Origin of the sequence: Streptomyces sp. NPDC048504 (genome assembly GCF_043200035.1) — a bacterium.
Classification (GTDB): domain Bacteria; phylum Actinomycetota; class Actinomycetes; order Streptomycetales; family Streptomycetaceae; genus Streptomyces.
The window spans coordinates 189,842-215,325 of record NZ_JBICXA010000011.1 but is presented as its reverse complement, the minus strand read 5'-3'; the positions used below and the strand labels follow the sequence as shown (position 1 = coordinate 215,325).

The following is a 25,484-nucleotide window of genomic DNA, read 5'->3' as shown; positions in this document are numbered from 1 at the left end:
GTTCCCACTGTGTTGCGAACCGCTTGAGACGGAGGCACATATGGAGGCAGACCTGGTCAGTCGCCTGGACGAGGCGGCTACACGGTTCGTGATTCCCCTGCGGATGAACGAAGGGTTCGACGAGCAGGCGCTTCTTCGGCTCCGAGAGGAGATCAATGAGTGTAGGACGGCATGGAGGAATGAAGCCTGCGTGCCGAAGCGTGCGGCGTTGATCCTCGCCGAACTCCACCCGGCGATCGAGGCTTGCGCCTGGCTGTACGACGGAGACGTGCGTCAACGGATCCAGGAGGCAGGGCTGTTGGTGTCAGAGGCAGTGGTCGAAGCCCTGGACTGAGCACCTTCCTCGCGCCGCAACGTACCTTCCTGCAGGCCCAGCGCGAAGAGACGCGAGCCGGCAGTACGGCCGTCGATGAGGTCGCGCCCGGCCCGTCGAACTGTCCTGACATCAGTCGATCAAGTTCAGTGCTGGCTCTCCGACGTGCCGGGCGCATACGAAGTCGACGCGGCTAGTTGGTAGTTGGCCCTGGGGCCGGGCACATGCTGCGTGTCCGGCCCCTGGCCCTTCGGGTTCTGTGTGGCGGATGTCAGGTGTAGTAGCCACTGGAGTCGATGACGAGGTCGGTGGTGCCGGTGCTGTCGTTGTAGAGGGTGATGGATCCGCTGGTGTCGGTGGGGGTGAGGGTGAGGTTGGCGAGGGTGTCGCCGGTGCCCCAGTTGATGTTGCTGGTGGCGGGTTTGCCGGTGCTGGTGGGGTAGACGGTGGCGTTGCCGCCGGCGGTGGGGCCGGTGATGGTGACCATGGCGGCGATGGTGGGGGTGGTTGCTGTGGTGACGTGCTGGGTGGTGCTGGGGGTGAGGGTGTAGGTGCTGTTGGCGGCGACGGGGCTGGTGGTTCCGCCGATGCCGCTGCGGGTGTCGACGAGGCGGGTGGGGTTGATGGTGTGGAATTTCTGGCCGGTTGTGCTGGTGGTGTAGTAGCCGGAGATGTCGGCGAGGACGGCGGTGGCGCTGGCGTGGACGGAGATGGTGATGGTTCCGGAGGTTCCGATGGGGACGTCGCCTGAGAGTGAGGCGATGGCGTTGCCGCTGTTGAAGCTGAGGCTGGTGGCGGCGGTGGGTGCGTATCCGGTGGCGTAGGTCTGGAGGTAGCCGGTGCCGGTGGCGTCGGCGGCGGCGAGGTTGACGGCGACGGCAGTAGCGGTGCTGGGGATGCCGTTCTGGCCGGTGATCTGGAGGGTGAAGGTCTTGTCGGCTGTCACGGTGCCGGTGGCGGTCAAGCTGGTGTGGGCGATGCTGGAGCGGGTGTCCAGGGCGCGGACCGCGCTGGTTAGCGGGGTGTAGGTCTGGTCGCCGGTGACGGTGGAGTCGCTGATGAAGTAGCCGGTGACGTCGACGATCAGGGCGGCGGTGCCGCCGGTGGTGTTGATGTGGGTGTAGAGGTCGATCTTGCCATCGTTGCCGACGGGGACGATCTGGTAGCCGGTCGCGGTGGTGGACGCGGTGAAGTTGGTGGATGAGGTCTTGGGACGTTGAGTGCCGTCGGCGTAGGTGGTCACGTAGCCGCCGTCGGTCTGTGCGGTGGCGGTGACGTCGACGGCGACCGCGGTGACCGATGCCGGGATCGTGGTGGGAGCGCCGCCGACCGGGGAGGTGACGCTGTCGCCCGCGATCTTCAGATGGGTGACGGAATCGCTGGCCACCGTGCTGGCGCCGGCGGTGACGCCGCTGGTGTACGTCAGGCCGCTGCTGGAGCGGGTGTCGAGGATGCGGGTGGGGGTGACGGCCTGGTGATATCCGGCCGGGGTGTAGGGCTGGGCGGGGGGTACGACGGCGCCGGTCCAGGTCTGGACGCGGGCGAGTTCACCGGTGAAGTAGTCGGCGCGGGCGCTGGTGTGCCAGTCGTCGCCGAGCTGGAAGTTGCCGCTCGCTCCGGTGCTGGGTGCGGTGTGGCTGCCGGTGGCGACGAAGACGTCGTCGACGTAGAGGTTCATCACGCCGGTGGTCTTGTCGTAGCTGGCGGTCAGGTGGGCCCAGGTGCCGAGGTGGACGCTGCCGCCGGTGACGGTGTCGAAGCTCCAGGAGGTGCCCGCACCGGTGTTGAGGCTGAACTGCCAGCCGTCCGTGGTGGGGATCAGCAGGATTCCCGAGTCGGCGCTGCCGCTCTGGGAGAGGACCGCGCCGCCGTACGCGGTGGGATCGGCCCAGACGGACACGGTGAAGGACTTCGTCAGGTCCAGCGCCTTGGCGCCCTGGAGGTAGTCGTGGTCGCTGGAGTCGAGGGCGACGTCGGGGTCGAACAGGCCGCCGGTGGGCGCGGTGACGCCGCTGGTGCCGGTGAGGGCGATCGCGCTGGTGGCCGCGTCGTCGGCGGTCAGGGCGGTGGTGTCGTAATCGTTGAGCGGCCAGTCGTGGGTGTCGGTGCTGAGCGCCTGGACGGCGCCGGTGGGGGTGATCCAGGTGGCGGTGGTGCCGGTCAGGGTCATCTCATTGGCGGTGACGGTGCCGGCGCTGGTGGTGGTCCACAGGTCGGGTGTGCCGTCGTTGTTGATGTCGGCGGCCTGGAGGGTGGGCTGGTTGCCGGAGTCCCAGCCGGTGGAGGCTGCCTCGACGGAGGCGAGGGAGGTGTCGATGACGAGGTTGTTGATCGCGTCGTCGGCGAGTTTGGTCAGGTTGCCGGGGCTGAGGTACCACAGCTGTCCGGCAGAGGGGTCGCTGGTGCTGGTGTCGCGGGCGAATACCGCGGGCAGTCCGTTCAGCAGGGTGCTGGTGATGGTCCAGCCGCTCCAGCCGGTGGTGCAGTTGGTGGTGGTGCTGGTGTTCTGGGCGAGGCAGTAGGGGTTGTAGTCGGCCAGGTCGGTGGCGGCGTCGGCGCCGTTGTAGCCGCCGGGCTGACTGCTGTCGGGTGACAGGTAGAGCGAGCCGTCGATGACCATGAGCAGGTCGGAGTAGCCGGTCATGGCCGTGGGATCGAACGTGCCGTCACCGTTGGTGTCGCTGACGGCGTAGTTGTACAGACCGCCGCCGTTGGCGATGGATGTGGCGAAGGCGGTGGTTGAGGTGGTGGTGCCGTCGTCAGCGGTTGTGCTGATGGAGCGGCTGAAGGCGGCGGTGGAGTCGCCTGCGGCTGGGATGCCGCCGTTGGGGTCGAGGGGGCTTCCGTCGCCGGTTCCGCGCAGGATCTCCGCGCTGGCTGACACCTTGGATGTGTCGTAGCTGTAGTCGAGAACGTCGGTGAAGCCGGTGGCGCTGGCGAAGTGACCGGTGATGACCTGGGTGCCGCTGAAGGATGTGGCCGTGTGGTTGGTGGTGGAGACGCCGTTGCCGTCGATACCGATGTCGCGGGCGACGGTGTTCACCTTCCCGCCTCCGGTGCCGGTGGCCTGCCATAGTCCAGCGGGCAGGGAGTTCTGGCCGCCGACGGTCAGCAGGTCGGCGTTGCCGTCGCCGTTGAGGTCGTCGCTGGCGGCGGTAGCGGGAGCCTTGGCGATGAACCGGTAGTCGTCGGTGTCGCCGATGTTCCCGCCGCTGGAGACTGCGGTGACGGTCAGGACGTTGGTCTGCGTGGTCGGCTTCAGCGAGATGGTGGCGGTGTAGGGGCTGGAGCTGGAGGCGGCGACGCTGACCGGGTTGCCGCCGTTGAGCTGGTAGCGGTAACTGCCGGGCGCGGAACTCGTGTTGGTGTCCGTCAACGTGAAGGCGGCGGCCGTTCCCACTGTGCACAGACTGTCGCCCAAGGCACTGTCCGCGAGTTCAGGACACTGACTGGTGGTGGAGGTGACGAAACTGATGGTGGGCGCGCCGGGGATCGTGGGGTCGTAGTAGAAGTGACAGGTCTTTGACTGACTGCTCGTCAGATCCTGGTCGGTGACGGTGAGATACCAGGCGAACTCGGTTTTCGCGGTGAGCGCCTGGAACGGCCCGGAGGTACTGGTGTGGGAGTAGAGGGTGCTCGCGGTGGTGCCGCTGGTGGCGTTGATGGCCCGGGTGGAGGTGCTGCCGCTCGACATGTTCTTCAGGGTGAAGTCGGCGGTGAGCGGGCTGGTGGTGCCGTCCGGGTCGGACACCGCGGCGCGCAGGGTGACGTCGCCCAGGCCCAGGGTGGTGGGGGTGGCGGCGGAGCAGCTGGTGGCCGGGCTGGTGGTCAGAGTGGTCGGGGTGTTGGGGGTGTGGTCGTAGGTGGTGGTAATGGTGGCCTGCTTGCTGAACTGCTTCCAGGCCAGGTCGTTGCCCTCGTCGGCGGCTTTCAGCTCCAAGGTGGCCTTTGACCACTTGCCGGCGGCGGCCTGTTGCATCAGCCATTTGCTGTCGAAGGTGACGTCTTCGGGGCCGCATGAGGTGGACCAGCCGTGGGCGGCGGACTGGGAGTCGAGCAATTTAAGCCGTTTGGGCTGGTTGTTCCAGGTGGTGCCGGAGGTGATCGATCCGGTCCAGTACAGGTCGACTTCCTCCTTGGTGCAGGAGGCCGACCAGTTCTCGTAGAAGGAGATCTTGGAGTCGATGATGTCGTCCGCGCCCCAGACGCCGCTGTGGATGCTGGTCTGGAAGAAGGCCCGGTTGGTGGAGACGTCGGAGGTCCAGTCGGTGTAGCCGACATGGAGGGGGCCGGGGGTGGAGGCGGCAGGCTTCCAGAACGCGGTGTCGGGCCACTCGCTGTCGACGAACGCCCACGCCTGCACGGTGTCGGTCTGACCGGAGGGGACGAAAGTAGGGTCGATGTAGACCGGGTAGACGGTGTCCTTGCCCCTCAGGAGGCCGTGGTCGGGCGAGAGCCGTATTTTCCCGGCGTGGTATGCGGCCTTCAGGCTGGTGGTACGGGCGGCGGTTCCGGGCGACGAGAGGCTGGAGGCGAGCGGGTTGCCGGTGCGGGTGTCGACGCTCTGACCGGTCTGGGGGTTGGTCGCCTTCGGGGTGCTCGCGGTGGCACGGACTGAGTCCCACATGGTGGGGGCGATGGCGGAGAAGACGGTGCGGCCGTGGCGGTCCTTGGCGGTGATGTCACCGGCCGTGTCGCTGGCCAGGGTCACACCGGTGGCCTTGGTGGACAGACTCAGGTCGGTGAGTGCGGGGTTCGCCGCGGCACTGGCGTTCTTGACGACCAGGACCTCACTGAACCCGCCGGTGTCCTGGGCAGTGACGGCGAGATCCACATCGGGAAGCACGCTGTGGTAGGTGGCAGTGGCGCCCGAGAGCGAGGGGGTTCCCAGTGTGAACGCGGCGGGCAGGGACACCGCCAGGGTTCCGTCGCCAGCCCGCATGGTGGCTAGCGGGGCGTCCGCGCTGCCGCCAGACAGGGCCAGGGAACTGGTTGACACCTTGGGAGAGATGGTTCCGTCGGCCTGACGCACGAGCGTCGGATCCAGGCTCTTCCATCTCCCGTGCACCAGTTTGCGCACCGGGGCGATGGTCTGTCTGAGCGTCAGCGTGCCGTTCGGGTTCGCGGTCAGTGTGGAGGAGTCCGTCGTCGCGGCCGTCGCCTGGACCGGCTTGCCTGAGGTCCGCGCCTTCGCCAGGGCCTGATCTTCGCTCAGCCCGGCGGGAACACGGGTTAGCGAGCGGCTGGCTGAGCCGACGTTGGGCGCCGATGTGGCCGCGTGTGCGATGCCGGGAAGCCCCAGGGCACCCGAGACGGCCAGGGCAGTGGCACCGACAATCATGCGGCGCACCCAGGAGTAAGGCAGAGAGGTCCGCGATATGTTTTGCACTTTCTTTCCCCCACTTATTCATGCTGATGGAAAACCCTGCACGGCCTACCCCCGGCCTATCCTGAACGACCTCGCGCGAGGGTCAATCTCTCGCAAAATAGCCACGGCGGTTTTCGCCGCCCATTGATGCGCCCTGCCGCTGCGAAGCGCAGTGCGGGTGCGGCATTGAAGGCGGCCGGATCGCGCCACGGTATGAGGATTTAATGGCCCCGCATGCGATTGTGTGACTCAGATCACGGCACGTGCACGCCTTGGATGTCCACTTCTGTTGAAGTTTGTTCACCTTCTTGAGTGAGTTCTTTCCCAACTCATTATTCAGTTGGATTAAACCTTCATGTACTTCTTTCCGTCGGGGAACAATCGCCGCAGCGGTAATAGAGGCTGGCGGTTGTTCGATATTTCGGCATGTCGTCATGGCGAGGGGGAAGCCGTGTCCGGTAGACGGGTGCGCGGAAACAGCGGAGTGGTAAAGGCTCGATACCGGCGCACGGCCGGGAGGCTTCTGGTCGGGTGGGCCGCGGTACTGGCCTGGTCCTTGTGCCTGAGCCTGGCCTTCGGATCGACAGCGACCGCGCTGCCCACTACGACGGCCACCACGTCGGCTGCAAAGCCGAAGGCGGACCTCGGCCGCTCAGTCACCGGCCTGAAGCCCGTTCCGCACAAGAGCGTGCATCTCTCCGCCGCCACCCGGCGCACGGCAGTACCGACCCGGACGGCGTGGCCAGCCGCCAAGGCAGGGACGCTGAAACTCACAGCACCGAAGCACTCGGCGACCACGGGCTCCAAGGCCACCGCGACGGGAACACCGGTGTGGGCACGGGCAGTAGCACCCGGCAAGGGCACCTACACGGGCCCGACCACGCTGGGGGTCTCGGTGAAGTCGCGGGCCCTGTCCACCCGGCTGGGAGTGTCCGGCCCGGTCTGGTCCCTCGCCACCAGCCAGAGCGCCGGTACCGGTGCATCTAGCTCGGGCCGAGTGACAGTGGGCCTGGACTACGGCGCCTTCCGCCAGGCCGTCGGCGGCAACTACGCCTCCCGGCTGCGACTGGTGACACTGCCCGCCTGCGCGCTGACAACCCCTCAGCTCGCCCAGTGCCGCAAGCAGACACCCCTGACATCCCTCAACGACCCCAACAACACAGCCGTATCCGCGGACCTCACGCTCGGCAGCACCGGCTCAGTCAAGAGCGCCGCCTCCACCAGTGTCAGCCAGGCCGCAGCGGGAGCGGCGTCTTCGGCTGTCTACACCGGTGCGGCTTCCAAGTCCGCGACGGCGCAGACCGTCTCGACCTCCGGCGCGGCCACCGTGATCGCGGCCACCGACTCCACCGGGCAGGAGGGCGGGGCCGGAGGGAACTACGCCTCGACCCTGTCGTCCGCAGGCTCGTGGGGCCAGTCGGGCTCGTCGGGTGACTTCACCTACACCTACAAGGTCGACTCGCCAGCGGCCTCGACCTCGCTGGCGCCGGACGCATCGCTGTCCTACGACTCCGGCAGTGTCGACGGAAAGACCGCCAACACTCAAGCCCAGTCCTCATGGGTGGGCGATGGGTGGACCACCCAAGACTCCTTCGTTGCGCAGGAGTTCACCTCCTGCGCCGACTCCCCGGAGGGCAGCGCTGGTTCGGTCACCACCACCGACGAGTGCTACGACGGCCCGATCCTGACGATGTCCCTGAACGGATCGTCGACCTCGATCGTCTACGACAAGGACACGTCCACCTACAAGCTGTCCGACGACAACGGCGCGACGGTCACGAAGGTGACTGGCTCGTCGAACGGATCGGGTACCTACGACACGTCGTACTGGGTGATCACGGAGCGGGACGGCACCAAGTACTACTTCGGCCGCAACGAACTTCCCGGCTGGGCCTCCAGCAACGACGCGACGAACTCGGTGGACTCCGAGCGCGTGTACTCCGCCCACTCCAGCGACCCCTGCTACAACTCCACGGCCACCAACAGCTACTGCACCATGGCCTACAAGTGGCACCTGGACTACGTCACCTCCGCCACCGGCGCGGCGATGGCGTACTACTACAAGCAGGACACCAACTACTACGGCGCCTACAGCGGAGCATCCGAGGTCAAGTACGTACGCGACTCCTACCTCGCGCACATCGACTACGGCTTCACCACCGACACAGGCCCCTACGGCACCGTCCCCGACAAGATCGTCTACGGCGCCTCGGTCCGCTGTACGTCCACCAGCAGCAACTGCGGCAGTTCGGAAACTTCATCCAACGCGTCCTACTACCCGGACGTCCCCTACGACCTGGCCTGTGCCTCCGGTGCGACATGCGCCCCCTACGCGCCGTCGTACTTCTCCACGGTCCGGCTGACCTCGATCACCACGCAGCAGTACTCGGTCTCCTCCAGTGCGTATGTGACGGTCGATTCCTACGCGCTGACGCAGACCGAGCCGTCGACAGGTGATGCGACCAGCGCGACGCTGTGGCTGTCCTCGGTCCAGCGCACCGGCTCGGACCTCTCTGCGGGCGGCTCGACCTCGTCGATCCAGATGCCGGCGGTGAAGTTCACTGGCTCGGCGCTGGAGAACCGGGTCAGTACTTCCACCTACCCGGGCCTGTTCCGCTACCGCATCACCGCGATCACCAACGAACTGGGCGGGGTGACCGGGGTCTCCTACACACTGCCCACCGCCTGCTCGACCTCGGCCACGCCGTCCTCGAACACCGCGTCCTGTTTCCCACAGAACTGGACGCCCAGCGGCTACATCAGCCCGATGCTGGACTGGTTCAACAAATACGCGGTCCAGGAAGTCCTGGAGACCGACAGCACCGGCGGCTCGGCGACCAAGGAGACCGACTACTCCTACAGCGGCGCGGCCTGGCACTACGACGACGACGAGACCACCAAGGCCAAATACCGCACCTACGGGCAGTGGCGCGGCTATCAACAGGTGACCACCACCACCGGCAACGGCTCCGGCGACGCCCAGACCAAGCAGGTCGACTCCTACTACCAGGGCATGGACGGCGACCGGCTCTCGTCCACCTCGAACCGCAGCGTGTCGCTGACCGACTCCCAGGGCGGCAGCCACACCGACTCCGCCCAACTCAGCGGCCAAATACTGGAGTCCACCTCGTACCTCGGCAACGGCGGAGGCGTCGACCACTCCACGATCACTTCGTACTGGATCTCCGCGGCAACCGCGACCCGCACCCGCTCCGGGCTGCCGGACCTCACAGCCAACGCTACGAGCACCGCCGAGGCATGGACCCGGCAGCGGCTGACCGACGGCGGCACCACCAGCTGGCGCTACAACGAGACCGACACCACCTACGACGCCACCCGCTCCGACGACGACTTCGGCCTGCCGACCTACGCCTACACGCACACCGTGCCGGCCAACACCGCCTACGACCAGTGCACCGCCACCACGTACGCACCGGCCAACACCAGCGCCAACATCGTCGGCCTGGTTTCCGGCACCGAAGTGGACTCGGTCGCCTGCTCCGGCTTCAGCGAGGGATCCGTCACCTCTGTCCCCGACGGACTGAACACCCTCGGCGCACCCACCAGCGTCAACCGCCCTGACCAGGTGGTCTCCGCCACCCGGACGTTCTACGACGACACCACCTTCTCCACCGCCTTCCCGCAGGCCGCCGCCCCGACCATGGGCCTGGTCACGATGACCCGCAAGGCCACCGACTACGGTTCGGGCGCCTTCACCTGGCGCACCACCGCGAAAAACACCTACGACAGCACCTACCACCGCCTGTCCAGCACGGCCAACGGCAACGGCAACACCACCACGACCGCCTACACGGTCAACTCCGCCTACCTGACCACCGGACAGACAGTCACGGCACCCACCGTGAGCGGCGTCGCCCACACCACCAGCTCGACACTGGATGCGGAACGCGGGCTCACACTCACCAGCACTGACGCCAACCACGTGGTGACGACCGTCCAGTACGACGCGCTGGGCCGCGCAACCTCGGTGTGGAAGAACTCGCGCGCCACCACCGCACTGGCGAACCTCACCTACACCTACACCCTGTCCAGCAGCTCCCTCTCGGGCGTGGTGACCAACACCCTCAACGACAACAGCGGCTACCTCACCTCGGTCACCATCGAGGACTCCCTCGGCCGCACCCGCCAAACCCAGACCTACACGCCGCAGGGCGGCCGTCTGATCGACGACACCCTGTACGACTCGCGCGGCTGGACAGCGAAGAAGAACACCGACTACTGGGACTCCACCACCACACCGACACTCGGGCTGAAGTCGGTGCCCGACAACCAGGTCGCCGAGCAGGACGTGTTTACCCACGACGGTCTCGGACGGCAGGTCTACGACATCTCCGAGAAGAACGCGGTGATCGTCTCCACCACGACCACGGTCTACAACGGCGACGCCACCACCGTCATCCCGCCCCCCGGCGGGGTCACCAAGACCACACGCACCGACCCGGCCGGCCGCACCAGCGAACTTGACGAGTACACCGCCGCACCCACGCTGACCACGCCGCTGAACACCGCCACCGGCATCTTCTACCTCACCGGGGGCACCCGCACCGCGACCACCTACGGGTTCGACGGCCACAACCAGCAGTCCACCACCACAGACGCCAAGAACCAGGTGTGGACCAGCACTTACGACCTGGCCGGCGAGGTGGTCTCCAAGACCGACCCCACCGCCGGCACGACCGCCGCCATGACCTACGACGCGGACGGCAACCTGCTGCAGGCCCAGGACTCCCGCGGCCAGTACGTCTCCTACACCTACGACGCGCTCGACCGTAAGACCGGCCAGTACGCTGCCTCCACCGCCGGCCAGGCCGCCTACGCTTCCACCAGCGCACCCGGCAACCAGACCGCAGCCTGGGTCTACGACAACTCCAACAGCGCGATCTCCGGTATGACCTACCCGGTCGGGCACGTCACTACCGCCACCTCCTACAGCGGCGGCTACGCCTACGTACAGCAGGCCGTGAACTTCAACGTCTTCGGCGAGTCCCTGGGCGAGGAGACGATAGTTCCCCCGGGTGCACAGGGCTCGGTCCTCGGCAAGACGTGGAAGATCACCCACACCTACACCAGCGTCAACGGGCTGCTGTGGACCGACGCCTACGGCGCCGGCGGCGGGCTGCCGGCCGAGACAGTCACCCACACCTACAACAACGACGGCCAGCCCTACGGCCTGGCCACCACCTCCTACGGTTACGTCCAAGGCACCACCTACAGCGCCTATAACCAGGTCGCCCAGGTCCAGCTCGGCTCCTCCACCTCCTACGCCACCGTCACCGACGGCTACGACGCACACACCGGGGACCTGACGGACCAACTCGTCACCCGCTCCACCACCACCCCCGCCACCATCGACGAGACCGCATACACCTACGACCTCTCCGGCAACATCACCCACCAGACCGAGACCCGCTCCGGCTCCAGCACCACGGCCGAAACCCAGTGCTACACCTACGACACCCTCGACCGCCTCACCTCCGCCTGGACCACCGCCTCAACCGCCACCAACACCTGCGACACCAGCCCCACCAGCAGTGACCACAGCACCGTCGGAGACGGCATCACCGGCGGAACCTACTGGACCAGCTGGACCTACGACGACATCGGCAACCGGCTCACCCAGACCCAGCACACCGTCGCCGGCACCGGCAGCGACACCCTCACCACCAGCGGCTGGTCCAGCAGCCAGCCCAACACGATGACCAGCACCACCACCACGGGCGGCTCGACCGGCTCAACCAGCTACGTCTACGACGCCGCCGGAAACACCACCACCCGCGACACCAGCACCGGCGACCAGACCCTCCTCTGGAACAACGCCGAACAGCTGACCAGCGTCTCCAACAGCACCACCGGCACCGCCACCAGCTACATCTACGACGCCGACGGCAACCTCCTGCTGCAGATCGACCCCACCACGACCACTTTCTATCTCGGCAGCGAACAGATCACCCTCAACGACTCCGCCGGCACCGCCACCGGCGTGCGCTACTACAGCGCCCCCGGCGGCACCACCATCGTCCGCACCGGCACCGGCACCAACTACGGCTTCGAACTCGCCGCCGACCAGCACGGAACCAACAGCCTCTACCTCGACTACACAGCCCAGACCCCCACCTGGCGCCAGTTCGACCCCTACGGCAACACCCGCGGCACCACGACCACCTGGGCCGACAACCGCACCTTCCTCAACAAAACCACCGACACCACCACCGGCCTCACCGACATCGGCGCCCGCGAATACGACCCCACACTCGGCCGATTCATCAGCCTCGACCCCGTATTCATTGCCACCAGCCCACAAGAGCTCGGCGGATACACCTACGCCGGCGACAACCCCGTCAGCGGGAGCGACCCCACCGGCCTGTGCATGGCGGACATCTGCGGTGTCGGCACGCCCAAGGGCAACGTGGTCGGCGGCTCGAGCGGCATCATCACCGACGGACCCGTCGACCCCGGATACAACAGTGCAGGCTACTGCCACAACGGCTCATGCGGCCGGACCCACTACAACACGAGCTGGGGCACGGGACACGGGGGCAGTGGGGATGGCGCTGACTCGAAGGCTCGCCGCGCTGAGACAATTGCCCTCGCTCAAGTCGCTGGCATGGTCAACTTTTTTGATCATGTAAGTGACGCCGCTAATCCGGCCTGCTGGGTTGACTCGGGCTCATGCAGCTATGACCCAGGAACAACTAGTAGTTGGGCGAAAAGTCTAGGAGCGGATTCTGATTCGCTCGACTACGCAGCCTCCGAAGAAACCGGAGAACAAGCCGGCGGATTGATGGTCGGTGGAGAGTTCGGTGCGGAAGAAGATGCCGCAGCTGCTGCGCCATGTAGTTTCGCGCCCTCAACTCCGGTGCTGATGGCTCATGGCAAGACCAAGCCGATCGGCAAGATCAAGGTAGGCGACAAAGTCGAGGCAGCCAATCCCAAAACCGGCAAGCGCCAGGGAAGCCGCACCGTCCAGCATGTGTGGGTCAACCATGACCACGACCTACTCGACTTGACCATCCGCACCAAGAACGGTCACACCGCCGCCCTCCACACCACCTCCAACCACCCGTTCTGGGACGACACCATCCATACCTGGGTCGCTGCCGGTAGGCTTCAGCGCGGCGACGTCCTTAACACCATCACTAACGGCCATGTTTATGTCGTCAGTATCCAGCTCACGCCTGGCGCTGCAAATCGCTGGAACCTCACCGTCCAGCAACTCCACACGTACTATGTGCTGGCAGGTAGTACGCCGGTCCTCGTTCACAATGCGGGTGGACCGTGGTGCGGTACCACGAAGCCGATTGTTGGGGCGATGCCTGACGCTAATCAGACTTCGCTTTATGCGATCATGTCCAAGAATGGGCGCGAGGTTCAGAAGTGGGGAATCACTAATAACCCCATTACTCGGTACAGTAAGAAACAATACGGGGCATTCGGCGACGGAGCATATATGCAGGTCATACGAAACTATGACAGTAAGGAGGATGCTCTGGCGAACGAACGGTACTTGACGAAGAGGTGGCCTGGCCCTTGGAATGATGAACCGCATGCGGGAAGTGTGGCCCCGTTGGAGGGTCTGGTCGACGCGCTCAATCGGATTCGTTCTGGGCGAATACTTAAATAGGATTCCTCAGCCTGCGGCGGTCCCTTTGGTTGAGCCTCTGTGGGGCCTGGGGAATCTAGCTGATAGGAATTTGCAGCATGATTGATTCGTCTCTTCGTTCGGCGGTCGTTGATATCTTGGATGAGGTACTCACTCCTATCCGGCAGATCGAACTCGATGCCATCTTGGCGGCTAGGCATGCGATGGCCCTTTCGGGGGTCCAGTTTGCCGAGATCTTGGCCTCGGAGCGTCAACGCTTCGCGACCAGGAGCAGTGATGAGCCGCTCCTATTGCCCGGGCTGCAGGTCCCAGGCGCAGCCGGTGACCCGGCGTACATGACCCGTTCGGATTGGGCTGTCAAAATGCGCCTAACTGGCGAAATGCTGGAATTGCCCCGAAGTCTGCTGATGATCCGTTGGATGTGTGATCAACTGGACGTGGCCAAGCAGGCTGGCAGTAGCGCGTGCGCTGTTCTTGAACGGGAGATTCATCGAGCATCGACGCTCATCCCTGTAGATGTTATTGAGGAGTATAAGGCTGAGATGGAAGGTGTAGAGGGAGACGACTTGATAATCGAAGTATTTCGTAACTCAGCTGAAGACCTTGCCTCTGAGTGCAGGAGAAAAATTCGAGATGTCGTCGATAGTGCAACTGTAGAATTCTCCAGGCTCTCGCCGGAGAGGCTGGCATTCGGATTCTAAAGCGCGTTGCAGAAGGCCGTGATCTGGGCATTTCACTTGTATGCGTGGGGTGTTGAGAGCTGAGCCGCTGTGGGTGGAGACGTTTACGGGCCTTCGTGCAGATCAGCGCCGCCATGGAGACCCGTTTGGTGCCCGCGGCGGTGACCTTCACGACCGGGGTGCAGCCCCTTCGGCCCTTGGGTGGCCTCGGGGCGCTGACCTGCCTTGTCCTCAAAGCAGAGCCAGGCGCCCAGGTCCGCCGCCCTCTTTTTATGACGGGCCACTGCTCGTCCTTCCAGGCGGCGATCTGCGCCCCGTTGCGCTCGCTGGCCTTCTGGGCCGGGCTTCAGCCGATGCGGTGCAGCAGCAGACCGGCGGCCGGAACGCACCCAGCTGCCCCCTGCACGAAGTCAGGGACAGTGCTGTGAGCACTCACCTGCGCGACCGATCATGAACTGGCACGAGGTGGAGTCTCATGCGAAGTTGAGGAGGAAGAGGAAGCTGAGAACGGGCCACAGAACGCCAACTGCGACAAGACATACCGCCATCCAGCGCGACCGCTTGCGGCCGAGCTGCTGCAGGCGACCCTGGTCCTCGCCCTGCGCTACGGCTGGCTCTCTCCACCTGGCTGTCACTGCCCAGATCACGAGCAGGACGATCCAAACAACAACATCGGACTGGCCGAACTTCTCACTGAGCTGATAAACGGACTGGCCGTCGGCGGCGAAGGTCACGAGGCAGAGTGTAGGTCCCCACTTTCACTCCAGACATATTCAGGCAGTTCCGTACTCGGCCCACAGGCCACGGCTAGGACACGGCGACCCTGCGCAACGACCACGGTTGCTTCGCCGATGACGTTGCGGAGGGGGACCTTGGCGAGTACCGCGACGGCGACGGCTTCTGCTACAACGGCTCATGTGGCTGAACCCGGTACAGCATGAGCTGGGGTACAGCAACCACCGGATTCAACTCCTTCACGACGTCCGCGGCAGAGAAGACCGCCGAGGCCGCCAAGGCGGCTCGGGCGGCGGCCCAGTGGGAGGCGGCAGCCAAGGAAGCGCGCGGGGGCATCACTAACCGCCGCACCACCTGAGGTGAGTCTGGAGACCACGTCCATGTCGGACTGGACGGTGCGCACGTAGTATGCGGTCCGCGTTGCCCCGCGCGCTCGGCCAAGTCGGGCAGTCCGGATGAAAGGAACCGGTCCGACAACTCGCGGCGTTCGGTGGGTTCATACGGTGTAGCCCACTCACCAGTCCGCCAGAAGTGATTGACGGGGAACAAGGCGTCCAAGGTCACGATGGATAGAGCAGGCGCTTAGAAGGCACCTGCTCTGTTCCAACGTTTTCGCCCGTTCAGGGCTGAGTGCTCGATGGGTCGATCCTGGTAATTTCGGTACCAGTGTGGTGGTTTGTCGCGTGGTTCGCCGACGGCAGACATATTGATCCCGGAAGGGACTGGAATCGTGCGGCGAAGCAAGCGAACCTAGATCAGCTCGCGGAAGAGTGTGTGCGTGAGCGGGGCAACATAGCCGACGATCGCCGGTTGGCCAAACCGGCGATTCTCCGAACCATTGGAGAAGTCCGGTCGCCGTGCGATTTGCACGCGATGGCCGGACAGCCGTGTCTATCCCCACACCTCACTCCAAGGAGCTTTCCTATGGCCGCAGTTGTTAGTGAAGGAACGGTTCATCTTTCCGATCGGCAGTGCTTCGCGATCCTGGACTGGGCCGGCGAACAGCCCCAGAGCGGCCTCGTTCTGCGCGCCTTCCTGGCCTCCATCGCTCTCGCGGCCCTGCGTCCGGAAGAAGCCCTCGCGCTGCGCGTTCGAGACGTGGAAATCGCAGAAGACGGCGCCAGTTGGCTCCTGGCCCGCCCTCAGGCACAAGAGCGCCGCGAGAAGGATTCGGACCGCGCGGGCGCCGTACGGCGTGTTCCCCTCTGCCGCGACTTGGCGGCGATCCTGAAGGAGGAGACCATCCGGCGCGATCTCCGCCCTGATGACGCGATATTCGTTCTCGACGATGGACGGCCGCTGACCACCGAGGTCTACCGGAAGGTCTGGCGGCAAGCGCGGGCGGCGGTTCTGCAGGCGCAGGAACTCGGCTCGCCGCTCGGCAGGCATGTCTCGGCTCTCCGTGACGCGCGCATCGCGGCGTGGCTGAAGAACGGCGACCAGACGGCGGGGCACATCCTTGCGGTGGCCGAATGCGCCGGAATGAGTGCTCCCCGCCTCGCCGAACGCTTCGCGTACTGCCTTCGCAAGCCGACACGGGACGAAATCCCGTGGGATCAACTCGAAACTGCCTTGGCCCTTCCTGACCTGCCGAGCCAGCCGACTTCGACCGCACGGCGTCCGTAGCGGTACTCCGGGTCGCGGCGTCTTCGCGATTCTTCCCTGTCTCACGACAGGCAACGGCTGGGCGGAGCACCGGTTTCCGCCCAGCCGGCCTCCTCACTCCCGTACCTCATAGAGAACCTCCGATGCCTGCACGACCTCTGCCTGCCCCCACTTCTTCCTCCGCATCCGTCCGCACGGCCTTCCTGACAGTGAAAGACGCCGCTGATTACCTCGGCCTCTCACCCCACACCCTCTACGTCTGGCGCCACCGTCGGCAGGGACCGCCGAGCTTCCGCATGGGCCCCCGTGGCCGAGTCATGTACCGGCGAGAAGCCCTCGATGGATGGATCCGTGAACAGGAACAGGCGGATTCCCGCTCCAACCCGGAGCTGAACCCGCTGAGCGGAGCCCCGCAGCAACGCAGCCGCTCCGCCGCCTGACCCGCCGAACGCCGTCGCGCACCCTGCACCCCCTATGAAAAGGAGCCCCACCTGGCCGGCTACATAGAAGACCGTTGGGTAAAGAAGAAGAAGGACCTGGTAACCGGGCTAAGGGAGAAGACCGCTCGCTACGGCAAGGGGAAGCGGTACAAGGTCGCCGGCATACCCGGGGTGCGGGACCGATCCTTCGACATCCTGGAGGATGCTAAGGCGTGGCTTCGTCGGGCAGCTACAGACGAGGAGCGCGGCGAGTTCGTTGACCCGCGCGACGGATCCATCACGCTGGCGGACTACATCGCGATGCACTGGGCGCCCGGCAGAGGTGGTGTTCCCAAGACCCAGGACAACCAGGAGCGGAGAGCGCGCCTGCACATCATCCCGCACCTGGGTCGACTGCCCCTAAGGAACATCACGGCGGCGGATCTGCGCGCGTACATAGCCACGTTGGAGTCGACTGTCTCCTCCGTCGACTACCAGCGCGGCATCCTGTCCGAGCTCTCCTCCATTCTGGAGGCGGCCGTCGACGACAAGCGGCTCGCGAACAACCCGATGCATGCGAAGTCCGTGCGGTGGCCCAAGGCGACTCAGGAGCGCCGCGAGGCTTGGCTGCTGGGGACAGCGCTGCGAGTCCGCGACGTCATCAGCCCGCGCAACCGGATAACCGTCGTCCTCGGTCTGGGGTGCGGACTCCGTCAGGGCGAGGTATTCGGCTTGAGCCCGGACGACATCGACTACGCGAGGGGGGTCCTCCATGTCCGCCGCCAAGTCCAGGCGATCAATGGGAGGCTGTACTTCGCCTTGCCGAAGGGGAAGAAGACCCGTGTCGTCGATATGCCCCCCTCGGTGGCCGAGGAGCTCAAGCGTCATGTCGGAGTGTTTCCGCCGGTGGAGGTGGAGCTCCCGTGGGGGAGGCCGGAGGGGCAGCGGAGGAAGTTCTCCCTGTTGCTCACGACGCGATTCGGCAACGCCATCGCGGTGAACACGTGGAACACCTACACGTGGAAGCCCGCGTTGGCCAAGGCCGGAATCATCCCGCCGCGCGCCAAGGGGGCGAAGAAGTGGCAGTGGGAAGCGGCGCCGAAGGACGGCTTCCACGTGCTGCGGCACACCTACGCCTCCATCATGCTGGAGGCGGGAGAATCCGTCGTGACCTTGGCCCGGTGGCTCGGACACTCCTCTCCGGCGATCACCCTCGGTTACTATGCTCACTTCATGCCGGAGGCCGGAAGCAAGGGCCGCACGGCCAGTGACGGACTGTTGGGGAGGCAGGGAGATCTGCATGGCAGTCGAAACTCCCCAGATTCTCCCCAGGGCTGAGGGCGGGCAATTTCCACTTCTCGACGCCCCAAGGGCTGACTGTGGATCGCAAGGCTGAAGAGTAAGGTGGCCTGAGAAAGTGTTGAGAGAGGTCGCAGCGACCCGCTACATCGAGCCCCTGCGATCCGGCGGCTCCGTCCCCGGAGTCGTCGAGGCCGACGACCTCGGCACCTACGTCGTGGACGTGGCGAGGGGAGCAAGCTGTTCGTGAACAGCTTGCTCAGACGCTGCGTGAAGAGGCCGGGCGCTGGCAGGAGGTCGCTGTCCTCAGTGCGTACTGCGTGGCTTTGGAACGTCGCATCGACGAGTTGGACGGTGTTGCGGACCAGCCGGTTCTGGACTCGGCTCGCCGCTGGTTGGAGTGGGCCAGGGGGTACGTGAGGTCGGTTGACCCCTTGACTCCGCTTCCAGAACTGCCGCACACCCGTGTGGTCACACGTGAGGAACTCAAGCCATTTCTCAGGGGTTGGAGTCCCGATGGGCCGGAGCGTCGGGGAGGACGATGACGCGCGTCTGAAAGATCGGCCGACGTGTTGCCGACGACGTATCACGTGGAGTGCGTGGCGATCCTGGAACTGCAGACAAGGGTGTTTGACCTGCAAGTTCTTGTGGTGGGTGCGTACTCGAAGTGGTTCCGGCGAAGTGCGACTTTCTCCGCACGCCGGAGACGGGCTACCACCTGTCGGGGCTCGACCTATTGGTAACCACTTACCCCACCACTAGGCGTTTTCCGGGGTTGCAGGCGAGCCTTCGCGAGGAGCTTCGGGTCGGTGCGGCTTCGAGGGCGGCCCGGTAACGCGTGAGGCCTGCGGCGAAGCAGCTGCGGGACGGGCCGCTACGGTGGCATCGGTGGACGCCCGCGGAGGACGAGGGACACTGCCATGACGTGCCTCAGGGTGCGTGAATCGCGGACGTCCGGCGAAAACCGCGATCACACTCTGGGCGAGGGCGACGGTCACGACGGCCAGGACCACCGGGGTCCAGCGACCTGTGGCCTGGAAGAGCAGTCCGGCGCCACTGGGACCGGTCGCCGCGAGCAGATAGCCCGCCCCCTGTGCCATCCCGGACAGCCGACCGGTGTCGGCGGCGGTGCGAGCGCGCAGGCCCACCAGGGTCAGCGCGACGACCAGGGCGCTGCCGGAGCTGAGGCCGGACAGGATGACCCAGAGCAGGGCCAACCGGGGCTCGGCCAGGAGCCCGAACATCGAGGTGGCCATCAGCAGGCCGGTTCCGGCGCCGATGAGCCGCAGATCGGCGCGGCGGTGCATGAACGCGGTCACTCCCAGACCGGCGAGGATGCCGCAGCCCTGGAACGAGAACAGGTGCCAGCCGGCCGCGACGGCCGGCACGTCGACGCTCGTCTCGATCGACGGCAGCCAGGTGACGAGGAGGTAGAACGTGGTGGACTGCGCGCCCATGAACAGAGCCACCTGCCAGGCGACGGCCGATGTCCACATGGCGCCTGAGGGACGGGACGCGAGGTCCTGCGAGTCCGGTGCGGCGGGAGCGGCCGGGGCCGGATCACGGAATCGGGTGGCCCAGAACGCTGCGGCGACGACGGCGGGAACAGCCCACACACCGAGGGCGGCCGGCCAGCCCGCCGCTGTCGCGATGGGCATCGCGAGGCCGGACCCCAGGGCGGCTGAACCGCTCATCACGGTGGTGTACGCCCCTGTCATCAAGGCGATGTTGTGCGCGAACTCCCGTTTGACGAAGGTGGGAACCAGGACGTTGCAGACCGCGATGCCCACTCCGACGAGCGCGGTGCCGATCCACAGGTGGAGTCCGGAGCCAGGCCAGGACCGCAGGGCGGTTCCGGCGATCAGCGCCAGCAGGGCCTGGAGGACGGCCCGCTCCGCGCCGACCCGGCGGCTCAGGATGTGTACGAAGGGGGAGACCGCGGCGAAGGCCAGCAGCGGCAGCGCGCCGAGTACACCGAGTTCGGCGGAGGAGAGGCCGGTATGGCGGGCGATGAGGCCGACGACCGGTCCGAAGGATGTGATGGCCGGGCGCAGGTTCGCGGCGACCAGGAAGATCGTGCCCGCCATCAGGGCGCCGGAACGGTGAGGACGCGATATCGCGGGGCTGGTGGTGATGCTCGGCTCCGTTCTTCTGCCGGCGCTTCGCCGGGCGATCGATGTGACACGGCTGAGCATCCCTCTCGTGCCACGTCACACCGGCCGCTGGCGGGGATCAGACAGAAACGGCGCTCCTCTGAAGGCTGAGCTTGTCGACGATCGTCGCGGCGGGCGCGACCTGCGCGAACGCCATGGCCAGCGTTGCGCAGACGGACTGCTGGATCTGCTCGGCGGTGACCTCGGGGAGGTCGAAGGTGGCCGTCGCGTCGCTCGCGAACAGGACCTGGAGGTCTCGCATGTTGGCCTCGCGGGCGGTGGTCTCGCAGCAGACATTCGTGGTGATGCCGGTGACGATGACGGTCTCGATGCCGCGGTTCTTGAGGATGACGTCGAGTTCGGTCCCGTAGAAGGCCCCGTAGCGCGGCTTGTCCATGATCACGTCCGCCGGGGCGACGAACACGTCCTTGTGCAACTCCGCGGCGGGGTTGCCCTTGAAGAGCAGTCCCGCCTTGATCGCGGCGTTGAACTCGCCCATCACTCCCGTCGTGCTGCCGTCCGGCCGGACGACGTGCAGGGTGTGGACGACGAGCCCGCCGTTGCGGCGCACGGCTTCGGCGATGTCGTTCACCAGGGGGATGATGTCGGGGCCACGCTTGGCGGCCACCGGCGAGTTCTCGACGAAGCAGTTCTGGACGTCGACGTTGAGGAGGGCGGTGGTGCGGGGGTCGATCGTGAAGTCAGGCATGGCTACTCCTGTTGTGCGGGTTTTGGATGGGTGTTTCTGCGCCGAGGGGAGCTGTCTCGTACGTCATCGACGCGAGCGCGACAGCGACAGTCGGCCGTCCAGCGCGAGGGCGCCGATGATGATGGCGCCCTTGATGATCCCCTGGTAGTAGGAGTTGATGTGGAGCAGGTTGAAGCCGTTCTGCAGGGTCGCGAGGATGGCGAGGCCCACGGCCGTACGCCAGATCGCCCCGACTCCACCGGCCAGGGAGGTGCCGCCGACGACCACCACGGTGAGGACGTTGAACACCAGGTCTGAACTGGCGTTGGCCTGGGCGTAGCTCAGCTGGGAGGTGGCTATGGCGCCGCCGAGGGCCGCGCAGAACCCGGAGATGACGTAGGCGCTCACCGGCGTCCAGGTGACGCGCAGGCCGGCCAGCCTGCTGGCCTCCGGGTTCCCGCCGACGGCGTAGACGGACTGGCCGTACGCGGTGTACGCCAGTGCCGCACCGGCGATCAGCAAGAGCGTCACCAGCAGGATTCCCGAGTAGGGAATGCCCGCGACCCGTCCGGCGCCGAGGATCCTGAACGGCGGGAAGTCGACCACGAACGGTTGGTTGTCCGTGATCACCAGGCCGATCCCGCTGAAGACGAGGGAACTGCCCAGAGTGGCGATGAAAGCGTTCACCTTGAGGACCGTGATCACGACGCCGTTGACCAGGCCGGCCGCGATCCCCACCGCGAAGGCCGCCAGGAAGGCGACGACCGGAGCCTGCGTCGATCCGAGCGCGGCCGCGGTCACTCCGGAGACCGCGTAGACGGAGCCCGCCGACAGATCGAACCCACCGGTGATCACGACGTACGTCATGCCGATCGCCATCACCCCGACCGGCGCCCACTGGGACAGGATGTTGGCGATGTTGCCCGGGGCGATGAACTCCGGCTGAAGGGCAGTCACCAGGGAAATCAGGGCGAGAGCCACGAAGACGATGCCGTACGACTGCGCTCGGGCGAGCCACGAGCCGGACCGGATGCGCAACGCTGCCGCCGTCGGCGGCGTGGCGACGGGGGAGGTTGTCATGAGCTGAGGGCTTCCTGTCGGGTGGGAGGCAGGTCGAAGACCGCTCTCAGGATCGATTCGACGGAGTCGACCGGTTCGGCCGGTTCGATGAGCTGGTGGCGCGCCATGAGTACGACCCGGTGGCTGTGGGTGACCACCTCTTCGAGTTCGCTGGAGACCCACAGGATGGAGACCCCCTCGGCGGCGAGGTCGGACATCAGCTCGAAGATCTCCGCCTTCGCGCCGATGTCGATGCCGCGGGTGGGTTCGTCCAGCAGCAGCACCGGCGACCGCGCGTGGATCCAGCGGGCCAGCATCAACTTCTGCTGATTGCCGCCGGAGAACGTGCCCGCGCCCGATGCCAGCCGGGACGGCGGGAAGTTCACCCTTCCGGCCATCGGCTCGGTCGCGCTCAACAGGTGGCGGGCGCTCACCACTCCGCGGCCGAGCGACGGCAGCACGATGTTCCACGCCGCGGACCGGCCCAGGACCAGTCCTTCCGTCTTCCGTTCCTCCGGCGCGAATCCGAAACCCAGCCGCTTCGCCGCGCGAGGCGAAGCCGGCCACCTCACCGGGCTGCCGTTCAACCGCATCTCGCCGCTACTGACCGGATCCGCGCCGGCGAGCGCACGGAGGAACTCCGACCGCCCGGACCCGACCAGTCCCGCGATGCCGACGATCTCGCCCTTGCCCAGGTCGAAGCGGGGTACGTCCACCGTGCCCGATCGCACGCCGGAGACGCTGAGGGCGATCTCCTCGCCCTGGTAGGCGGGGAGGCGACGCCGATATCGCCGCGTCTGGGCGGCGGGACCCAGCATGGCGTCGACCAGCGAACCGTTCGTCCAGTCCGACACCTCGGCGGTGCGCTGTACCGCTCCTTCCCGCATCACCGTGACCTGGTCGGCCAGTTGGAGGACTTCGGCGAGATCGTGCGAGATGATCACGACGGTCCTGCCGGCCTCGCGGAGCCGGCCGATCGCCCCGTGCAGGTTTTCCCGGTCGCGGGGGCCCAGCGAGGCGGTGGGCTCGTCCATGATGATGACGTCACTTCCCCGGGCCAGGGACCTCGCGATTTCGAGCAGTTGCTGGTGCGCCACCGAGAGCCGACTGCATCGGGCGTCGGCGGGAACGGTGCATCCGATGAGTTCCGTGGCGCGCCGGTAGGCGTCGAGCGCTGCCCGGCGTCGCACCACGCCCGCCCGGGTGGGGAGATTGCCCAGCAGAACGTTCTCCAGGGCTGATCGCTCGGGGACGATCGTCAACTCCTGGTAGATCATCGCGATGCCCGCGGCGGCAGCCTGGCGTGGGTTGTGGGCGGTGGCCTCGGTCCCCCCGATGAAGAGCCGGCCCGTAGTCGCCTGGACGGCGCCCGAGGCGACCTTCATCAGGGTGGACTTTCCCGCGCCGTTCTCTCCGACGAACGCGTGCACGGTCCCCCGCCCGATCGAGACGGTCACCCCGGCGAGGGCTCGGGCTCCCGCATAGTCCTTGGTGATGTCCACGAAGGAGAGTGCTGCGGCGGTGGTCATGGGGTGTCCGTTCTCCTTCGTCACCACTGCGGCGTGAACCGCGACACCTTGTCGGAGGTGATGAACACCGTTCCGGGGCCGTCGACGATCGCCGGGGCCTTCGCCAGGTACGCGAAGCCGGGGGTGTCCTTGCCGGTGTCGAGCTTGCGCATCAACTGCGTCACGCCGTAGTACGACTCGTCGTACGGCAGCAGTGCGGAAGTGCCGTTCCAGGTGCCCGAGGCGACCCGCTTGACCGCCTTGGCCGAACCTCCGACGCTGTAGATCTTCACTTGGTCGCCCGGGGTGAGTCCGGCTTCCTTGACGGCCTGTTCCGCCCCGAAGGTCATGTCGTCGTTCGCGGAGAGAATCATGTTGACCGACGGCGTCGCGCGCAGGGCGTCCTGCACCACGCTCAGTGCCTGGCTGGGGTTGAAACTCGCCGGCTGGGCATCAGCGATGGTCACCTTGGGGAATTCGGCCTTGACGGCGTCGAGCGCCTTCTTCCAGCGTCCGTAGAGATCGGATCCGAGATAGCCGCCGACCGCGACGACCGTGCAGGAGCCGTCGCAGGTCTTGAACGCGTTCCGGAACGTCTGCTTGAAGTAGTCGGTCGTCTGCATCCCGACGAAACCGACCGTGCCGGTCGTGTAGTCGGGGTTCCCGCACATGGGGCTGTTGATCGTGGCGACCGGCTTTCCGGTCGCCTTGAGGAGCTGCCAGTCCGAGCACCCCGAGGCGTCGGTCACGGGGGAGAAGACGTACCCGTCGTATCCCTGCTGGATGGCGTCCTGCACCTGCCGAAGCTGCGCAGCCGAGTCGAAGTTCGCGTCGAACAGCTGCAGATCTGCGCCGAAGTGGGAAGCGGCTTTACGGGCGCCCTTCAGACGTGCCTGGCAGTAGGCGAACGCCGAGGCGCACTCGGCGATGTATGCGATCTTCGGCTTGTTCTTCGCCGCCGAGCCCTTCGTCGCGTAGCCGACGGTCTGGGTCATCGCGTCGTCGGATGCCTGTGCGGACGTGGACGACTCGGCGGTGGACGTGCTCGCGGACGGGGCGGAGCAGCCGGCCAGGAGCAGCGCCGTCAGCGCGGCGAGAAGGGTGGGAGAGTGTCTGTGTCTCATGTGCGTGGTCCGCTCAGTCAGATGTACTTTGAGGGTGGAACCGAACGTCTAATGTTGGACATTAGAAGTTCTGTGTTACCGGCGATGAGCGGATGCTTTTCGTACTCATTACGGCGTGGGGGACGTACATGACAGCGGACTGGAAGGCGGCCAGCGCCTCCTTCGTCCTTCGGCACCATGACGCGGCCGGTCAGATCGCCACCCATCTGCGGCACCTGATTTCGAGCGGGGTCTGGCAGCCCGGCGAGAGGCTGCCTTCCGAAGCCGAACTCGCCGCCGGTTTCTCCGTCGCCCGCGGGACGGTCCGCGAAGCACTCAAGAACCTCAGCGCCGCCGGGATGGTGCGTTCCGTCCGCGGCAACACCGGCGGGACCTTCGTCTCCCTGCCCACTGTCGCCCGGCTCACCGAGACGTTGAGCGAGAGCATCCGGATGCGTCAGGCGTCCGGCCCGATCACGGTCTCCGAGATCGACGAGGCCCGCCTCCACCTGGAGAGATCCTGCGTGGCACTCGCGGCCGCCCGCCGCACCGACGAGGATCTCGAGCGCATGCGGGAGTGCATCGACCGATCCCGGGACCTGTCGATCAGCAAAGCCGAACGCCTGGAGCTGGACACCATGTTCCACTCCGCGGTCGCCACGGCGGCCAGGAACGAAATCCTGGACATCGCGATGACGGCGGTGCACATCGCCCGCGGTTTCGCCGACTCCACCCTGACGGAGGCCGCGTTCGAGCCGGAGCACCGGCTGCACGCCATCGACCAGCACATGGCGATCCTCGAAGCGATCGAGAACCGCGACCCGGCGTCGGCGATCAGGGCAGTCGAGGACCACGTGAAGTTCATGCACTCGTTGAGGATCGAAGAGCCGGCCGAAGACGCCTGAGGAGTGGGTGGGGAGCCCGCCGCCCGCC

Annotated in this window: 16 protein-coding genes; 9 read left to right on the top strand and 7 right to left on the bottom strand. The window is 66.1% G+C overall.

Going from position 1 to position 25,484, the window contains the following annotated elements:
* Positions 1–40 precede the first annotated feature (40 nt).
* Complete coding sequence (locus ACGFY9_RS27135; RefSeq protein ID WP_393758286.1) at positions 41–334, top strand: hypothetical protein; 294 nt, start codon at positions 41–43, stop codon at positions 332–334.
* Positions 335–584: 250 nt separating this feature from the next.
* On the opposite strand, the gene ACGFY9_RS27130 is transcribed toward ACGFY9_RS27135, so the two are convergent.
* Positions 585–5,654, bottom strand: coding sequence for a LamG-like jellyroll fold domain-containing protein (locus tag ACGFY9_RS27130; protein ID WP_393758284.1), 5,070 nt, complete (start codon positions 5,652–5,654; stop codon positions 585–587).
* Positions 5,655–6,165: 511 nt separating this feature from the next.
* Between ACGFY9_RS27130 and ACGFY9_RS27125 the strand changes: the two genes are divergently transcribed.
* Positions 6,166–13,323 (top strand): polymorphic toxin-type HINT domain-containing protein, encoded by a 7,158-nt coding sequence (locus tag ACGFY9_RS27125; RefSeq protein ID WP_393758283.1) that lies wholly within the window; start codon positions 6,166–6,168, stop codon positions 13,321–13,323.
* Positions 13,324–13,400: 77 nt separating this feature from the next.
* On the top strand, positions 13,401–14,003 hold the full coding sequence (locus ACGFY9_RS27120) for a hypothetical protein (protein ID WP_393758281.1): 603 nt from the start codon (positions 13,401–13,403) through the stop codon (positions 14,001–14,003).
* A gap of 452 nt (positions 14,004–14,455) precedes the next feature.
* Here ACGFY9_RS27120 and ACGFY9_RS27115 read toward each other — a convergent pair whose 3' ends face one another.
* A complete protein-coding gene (locus ACGFY9_RS27115; protein WP_393758279.1) occupies positions 14,456–14,716 on the bottom strand; it encodes a hypothetical protein in 261 nt (86 codons plus the stop codon).
* Between the two features lie 203 nt (positions 14,717–14,919).
* Here ACGFY9_RS27115 and ACGFY9_RS27110 point away from each other — a divergent pair, with 203 nt between their 5' ends.
* The 5 genes from ACGFY9_RS27110 (at position 14,920) to ACGFY9_RS27090 (ending at position 18,290) form a co-directional block, all read left to right on the top strand.
* Positions 14,920–15,075 carry a hypothetical protein gene (locus ACGFY9_RS27110; RefSeq protein ID WP_393758277.1) on the top strand — a complete coding sequence of 52 codons (156 nt, stop codon included), beginning with the start codon at positions 14,920–14,922 and terminating at the stop codon, positions 15,073–15,075.
* A gap of 566 nt (positions 15,076–15,641) precedes the next feature.
* Positions 15,642–16,343 carry a hypothetical protein gene (locus ACGFY9_RS27105; RefSeq protein WP_393758275.1) on the top strand — a complete coding sequence of 234 codons (702 nt, stop codon included), beginning with the start codon at positions 15,642–15,644 and terminating at the stop codon, positions 16,341–16,343.
* A gap of 122 nt (positions 16,344–16,465) precedes the next feature.
* Complete coding sequence (locus ACGFY9_RS27100) at positions 16,466–16,762, top strand: helix-turn-helix domain-containing protein (RefSeq protein ID WP_393758274.1); 297 nt, start codon at positions 16,466–16,468, stop codon at positions 16,760–16,762.
* A 171-nt stretch (positions 16,763–16,933) separates the two neighbouring features.
* Positions 16,934–18,079, top strand: a complete 1,146-nt coding sequence (locus ACGFY9_RS27095; RefSeq protein ID WP_393758272.1) for a tyrosine-type recombinase/integrase — start codon at positions 16,934–16,936, stop codon at positions 18,077–18,079.
* Positions 18,080–18,161: 82 nt separating this feature from the next.
* Positions 18,162–18,290: a hypothetical protein gene (locus tag ACGFY9_RS27090; protein ID WP_393758515.1), complete on the top strand. Its 129-nt coding sequence runs from the start codon at positions 18,162–18,164 to the stop codon at positions 18,288–18,290.
* A gap of 508 nt (positions 18,291–18,798) precedes the next feature.
* On the opposite strand, the gene ACGFY9_RS27085 is transcribed toward ACGFY9_RS27090, so the two are convergent.
* The 5 genes from ACGFY9_RS27085 to ACGFY9_RS27065 all read right to left on the bottom strand — a co-directional run bounded on the left by ACGFY9_RS27085 (position 18,799) and on the right by ACGFY9_RS27065 (position 24,572).
* Complete coding sequence (locus ACGFY9_RS27085) at positions 18,799–20,127, bottom strand: MFS transporter (RefSeq protein ID WP_393758270.1); 1,329 nt, start codon at positions 20,125–20,127, stop codon at positions 18,799–18,801.
* 145 nt (positions 20,128–20,272) lie between these two features.
* Positions 20,273–20,902, bottom strand: a complete 630-nt coding sequence (locus ACGFY9_RS27080) for an isochorismatase family cysteine hydrolase (RefSeq protein ID WP_365989172.1) — start codon at positions 20,900–20,902, stop codon at positions 20,273–20,275.
* 63 nt (positions 20,903–20,965) lie between these two features.
* On the bottom strand, positions 20,966–21,961 hold the full coding sequence (locus tag ACGFY9_RS27075) for an ABC transporter permease (RefSeq protein WP_365989173.1): 996 nt from the start codon (positions 21,959–21,961) through the stop codon (positions 20,966–20,968).
* Positions 21,958–23,469 (bottom strand): sugar ABC transporter ATP-binding protein, encoded by a 1,512-nt coding sequence (locus tag ACGFY9_RS27070; RefSeq protein WP_393758267.1) that lies wholly within the window; start codon positions 23,467–23,469, stop codon positions 21,958–21,960. Before ACGFY9_RS27070 ends, ACGFY9_RS27075 begins: the two co-directional genes overlap by 4 nt.
* Positions 23,470–23,489: 20 nt before the next feature.
* Positions 23,490–24,572, bottom strand: coding sequence for a sugar ABC transporter substrate-binding protein (locus ACGFY9_RS27065; RefSeq protein WP_393758265.1), 1,083 nt, complete (start codon positions 24,570–24,572; stop codon positions 23,490–23,492).
* Positions 24,573–24,700: 128 nt separating this feature from the next.
* Between ACGFY9_RS27065 and ACGFY9_RS27060 the strand changes: the two genes are divergently transcribed.
* Positions 24,701–25,456, top strand: a complete 756-nt coding sequence (locus tag ACGFY9_RS27060; protein WP_365989176.1) for an FCD domain-containing protein — start codon at positions 24,701–24,703, stop codon at positions 25,454–25,456.
* Positions 25,457–25,484 lie beyond the last annotated feature (28 nt).

Excerpts from the sequence above, each read along its gene's own strand:
- ACGFY9_RS27135 (WP_393758286.1), top strand. The coding sequence starts at position 41 with ATGGAGGCAGACCTGGTCAGTCGCCTGGACGAGGCGGCTACACGGTTC.
- ACGFY9_RS27130 (WP_393758284.1), bottom strand. The coding sequence starts at position 5,654 with ATGATTGTCGGTGCCACTGCCCTGGCCGTCTCGGGTGCCCTGGGGCTT.
- ACGFY9_RS27120 (WP_393758281.1), top strand. The coding sequence starts at position 13,401 with ATGATTGATTCGTCTCTTCGTTCGGCGGTCGTTGATATCTTGGATGAG.
- ACGFY9_RS27110 (WP_393758277.1), top strand. The coding sequence starts at position 14,920 with ATGAGCTGGGGTACAGCAACCACCGGATTCAACTCCTTCACGACGTCC.
- ACGFY9_RS27105 (WP_393758275.1), top strand. The coding sequence starts at position 15,642 with ATGGCCGCAGTTGTTAGTGAAGGAACGGTTCATCTTTCCGATCGGCAG.
- ACGFY9_RS27100 (WP_393758274.1), top strand. The coding sequence starts at position 16,466 with ATGCCTGCACGACCTCTGCCTGCCCCCACTTCTTCCTCCGCATCCGTC.
- ACGFY9_RS27085 (WP_393758270.1), bottom strand. The coding sequence starts at position 20,127 with ATGGCGGGCACGATCTTCCTGGTCGCCGCGAACCTGCGCCCGGCCATC.
- ACGFY9_RS27080 (WP_365989172.1), bottom strand. The coding sequence starts at position 20,902 with ATGCCTGACTTCACGATCGACCCCCGCACCACCGCCCTCCTCAACGTC.
- ACGFY9_RS27075 (WP_365989173.1), bottom strand. The coding sequence starts at position 21,961 with ATGACAACCTCCCCCGTCGCCACGCCGCCGACGGCGGCAGCGTTGCGC.
- ACGFY9_RS27070 (WP_393758267.1), bottom strand. The coding sequence starts at position 23,469 with ATGACCACCGCCGCAGCACTCTCCTTCGTGGACATCACCAAGGACTAT.
- ACGFY9_RS27065 (WP_393758265.1), bottom strand. The coding sequence starts at position 24,572 with ATGAGACACAGACACTCTCCCACCCTTCTCGCCGCGCTGACGGCGCTG.
- ACGFY9_RS27060 (WP_365989176.1), top strand. The coding sequence starts at position 24,701 with ATGACAGCGGACTGGAAGGCGGCCAGCGCCTCCTTCGTCCTTCGGCAC.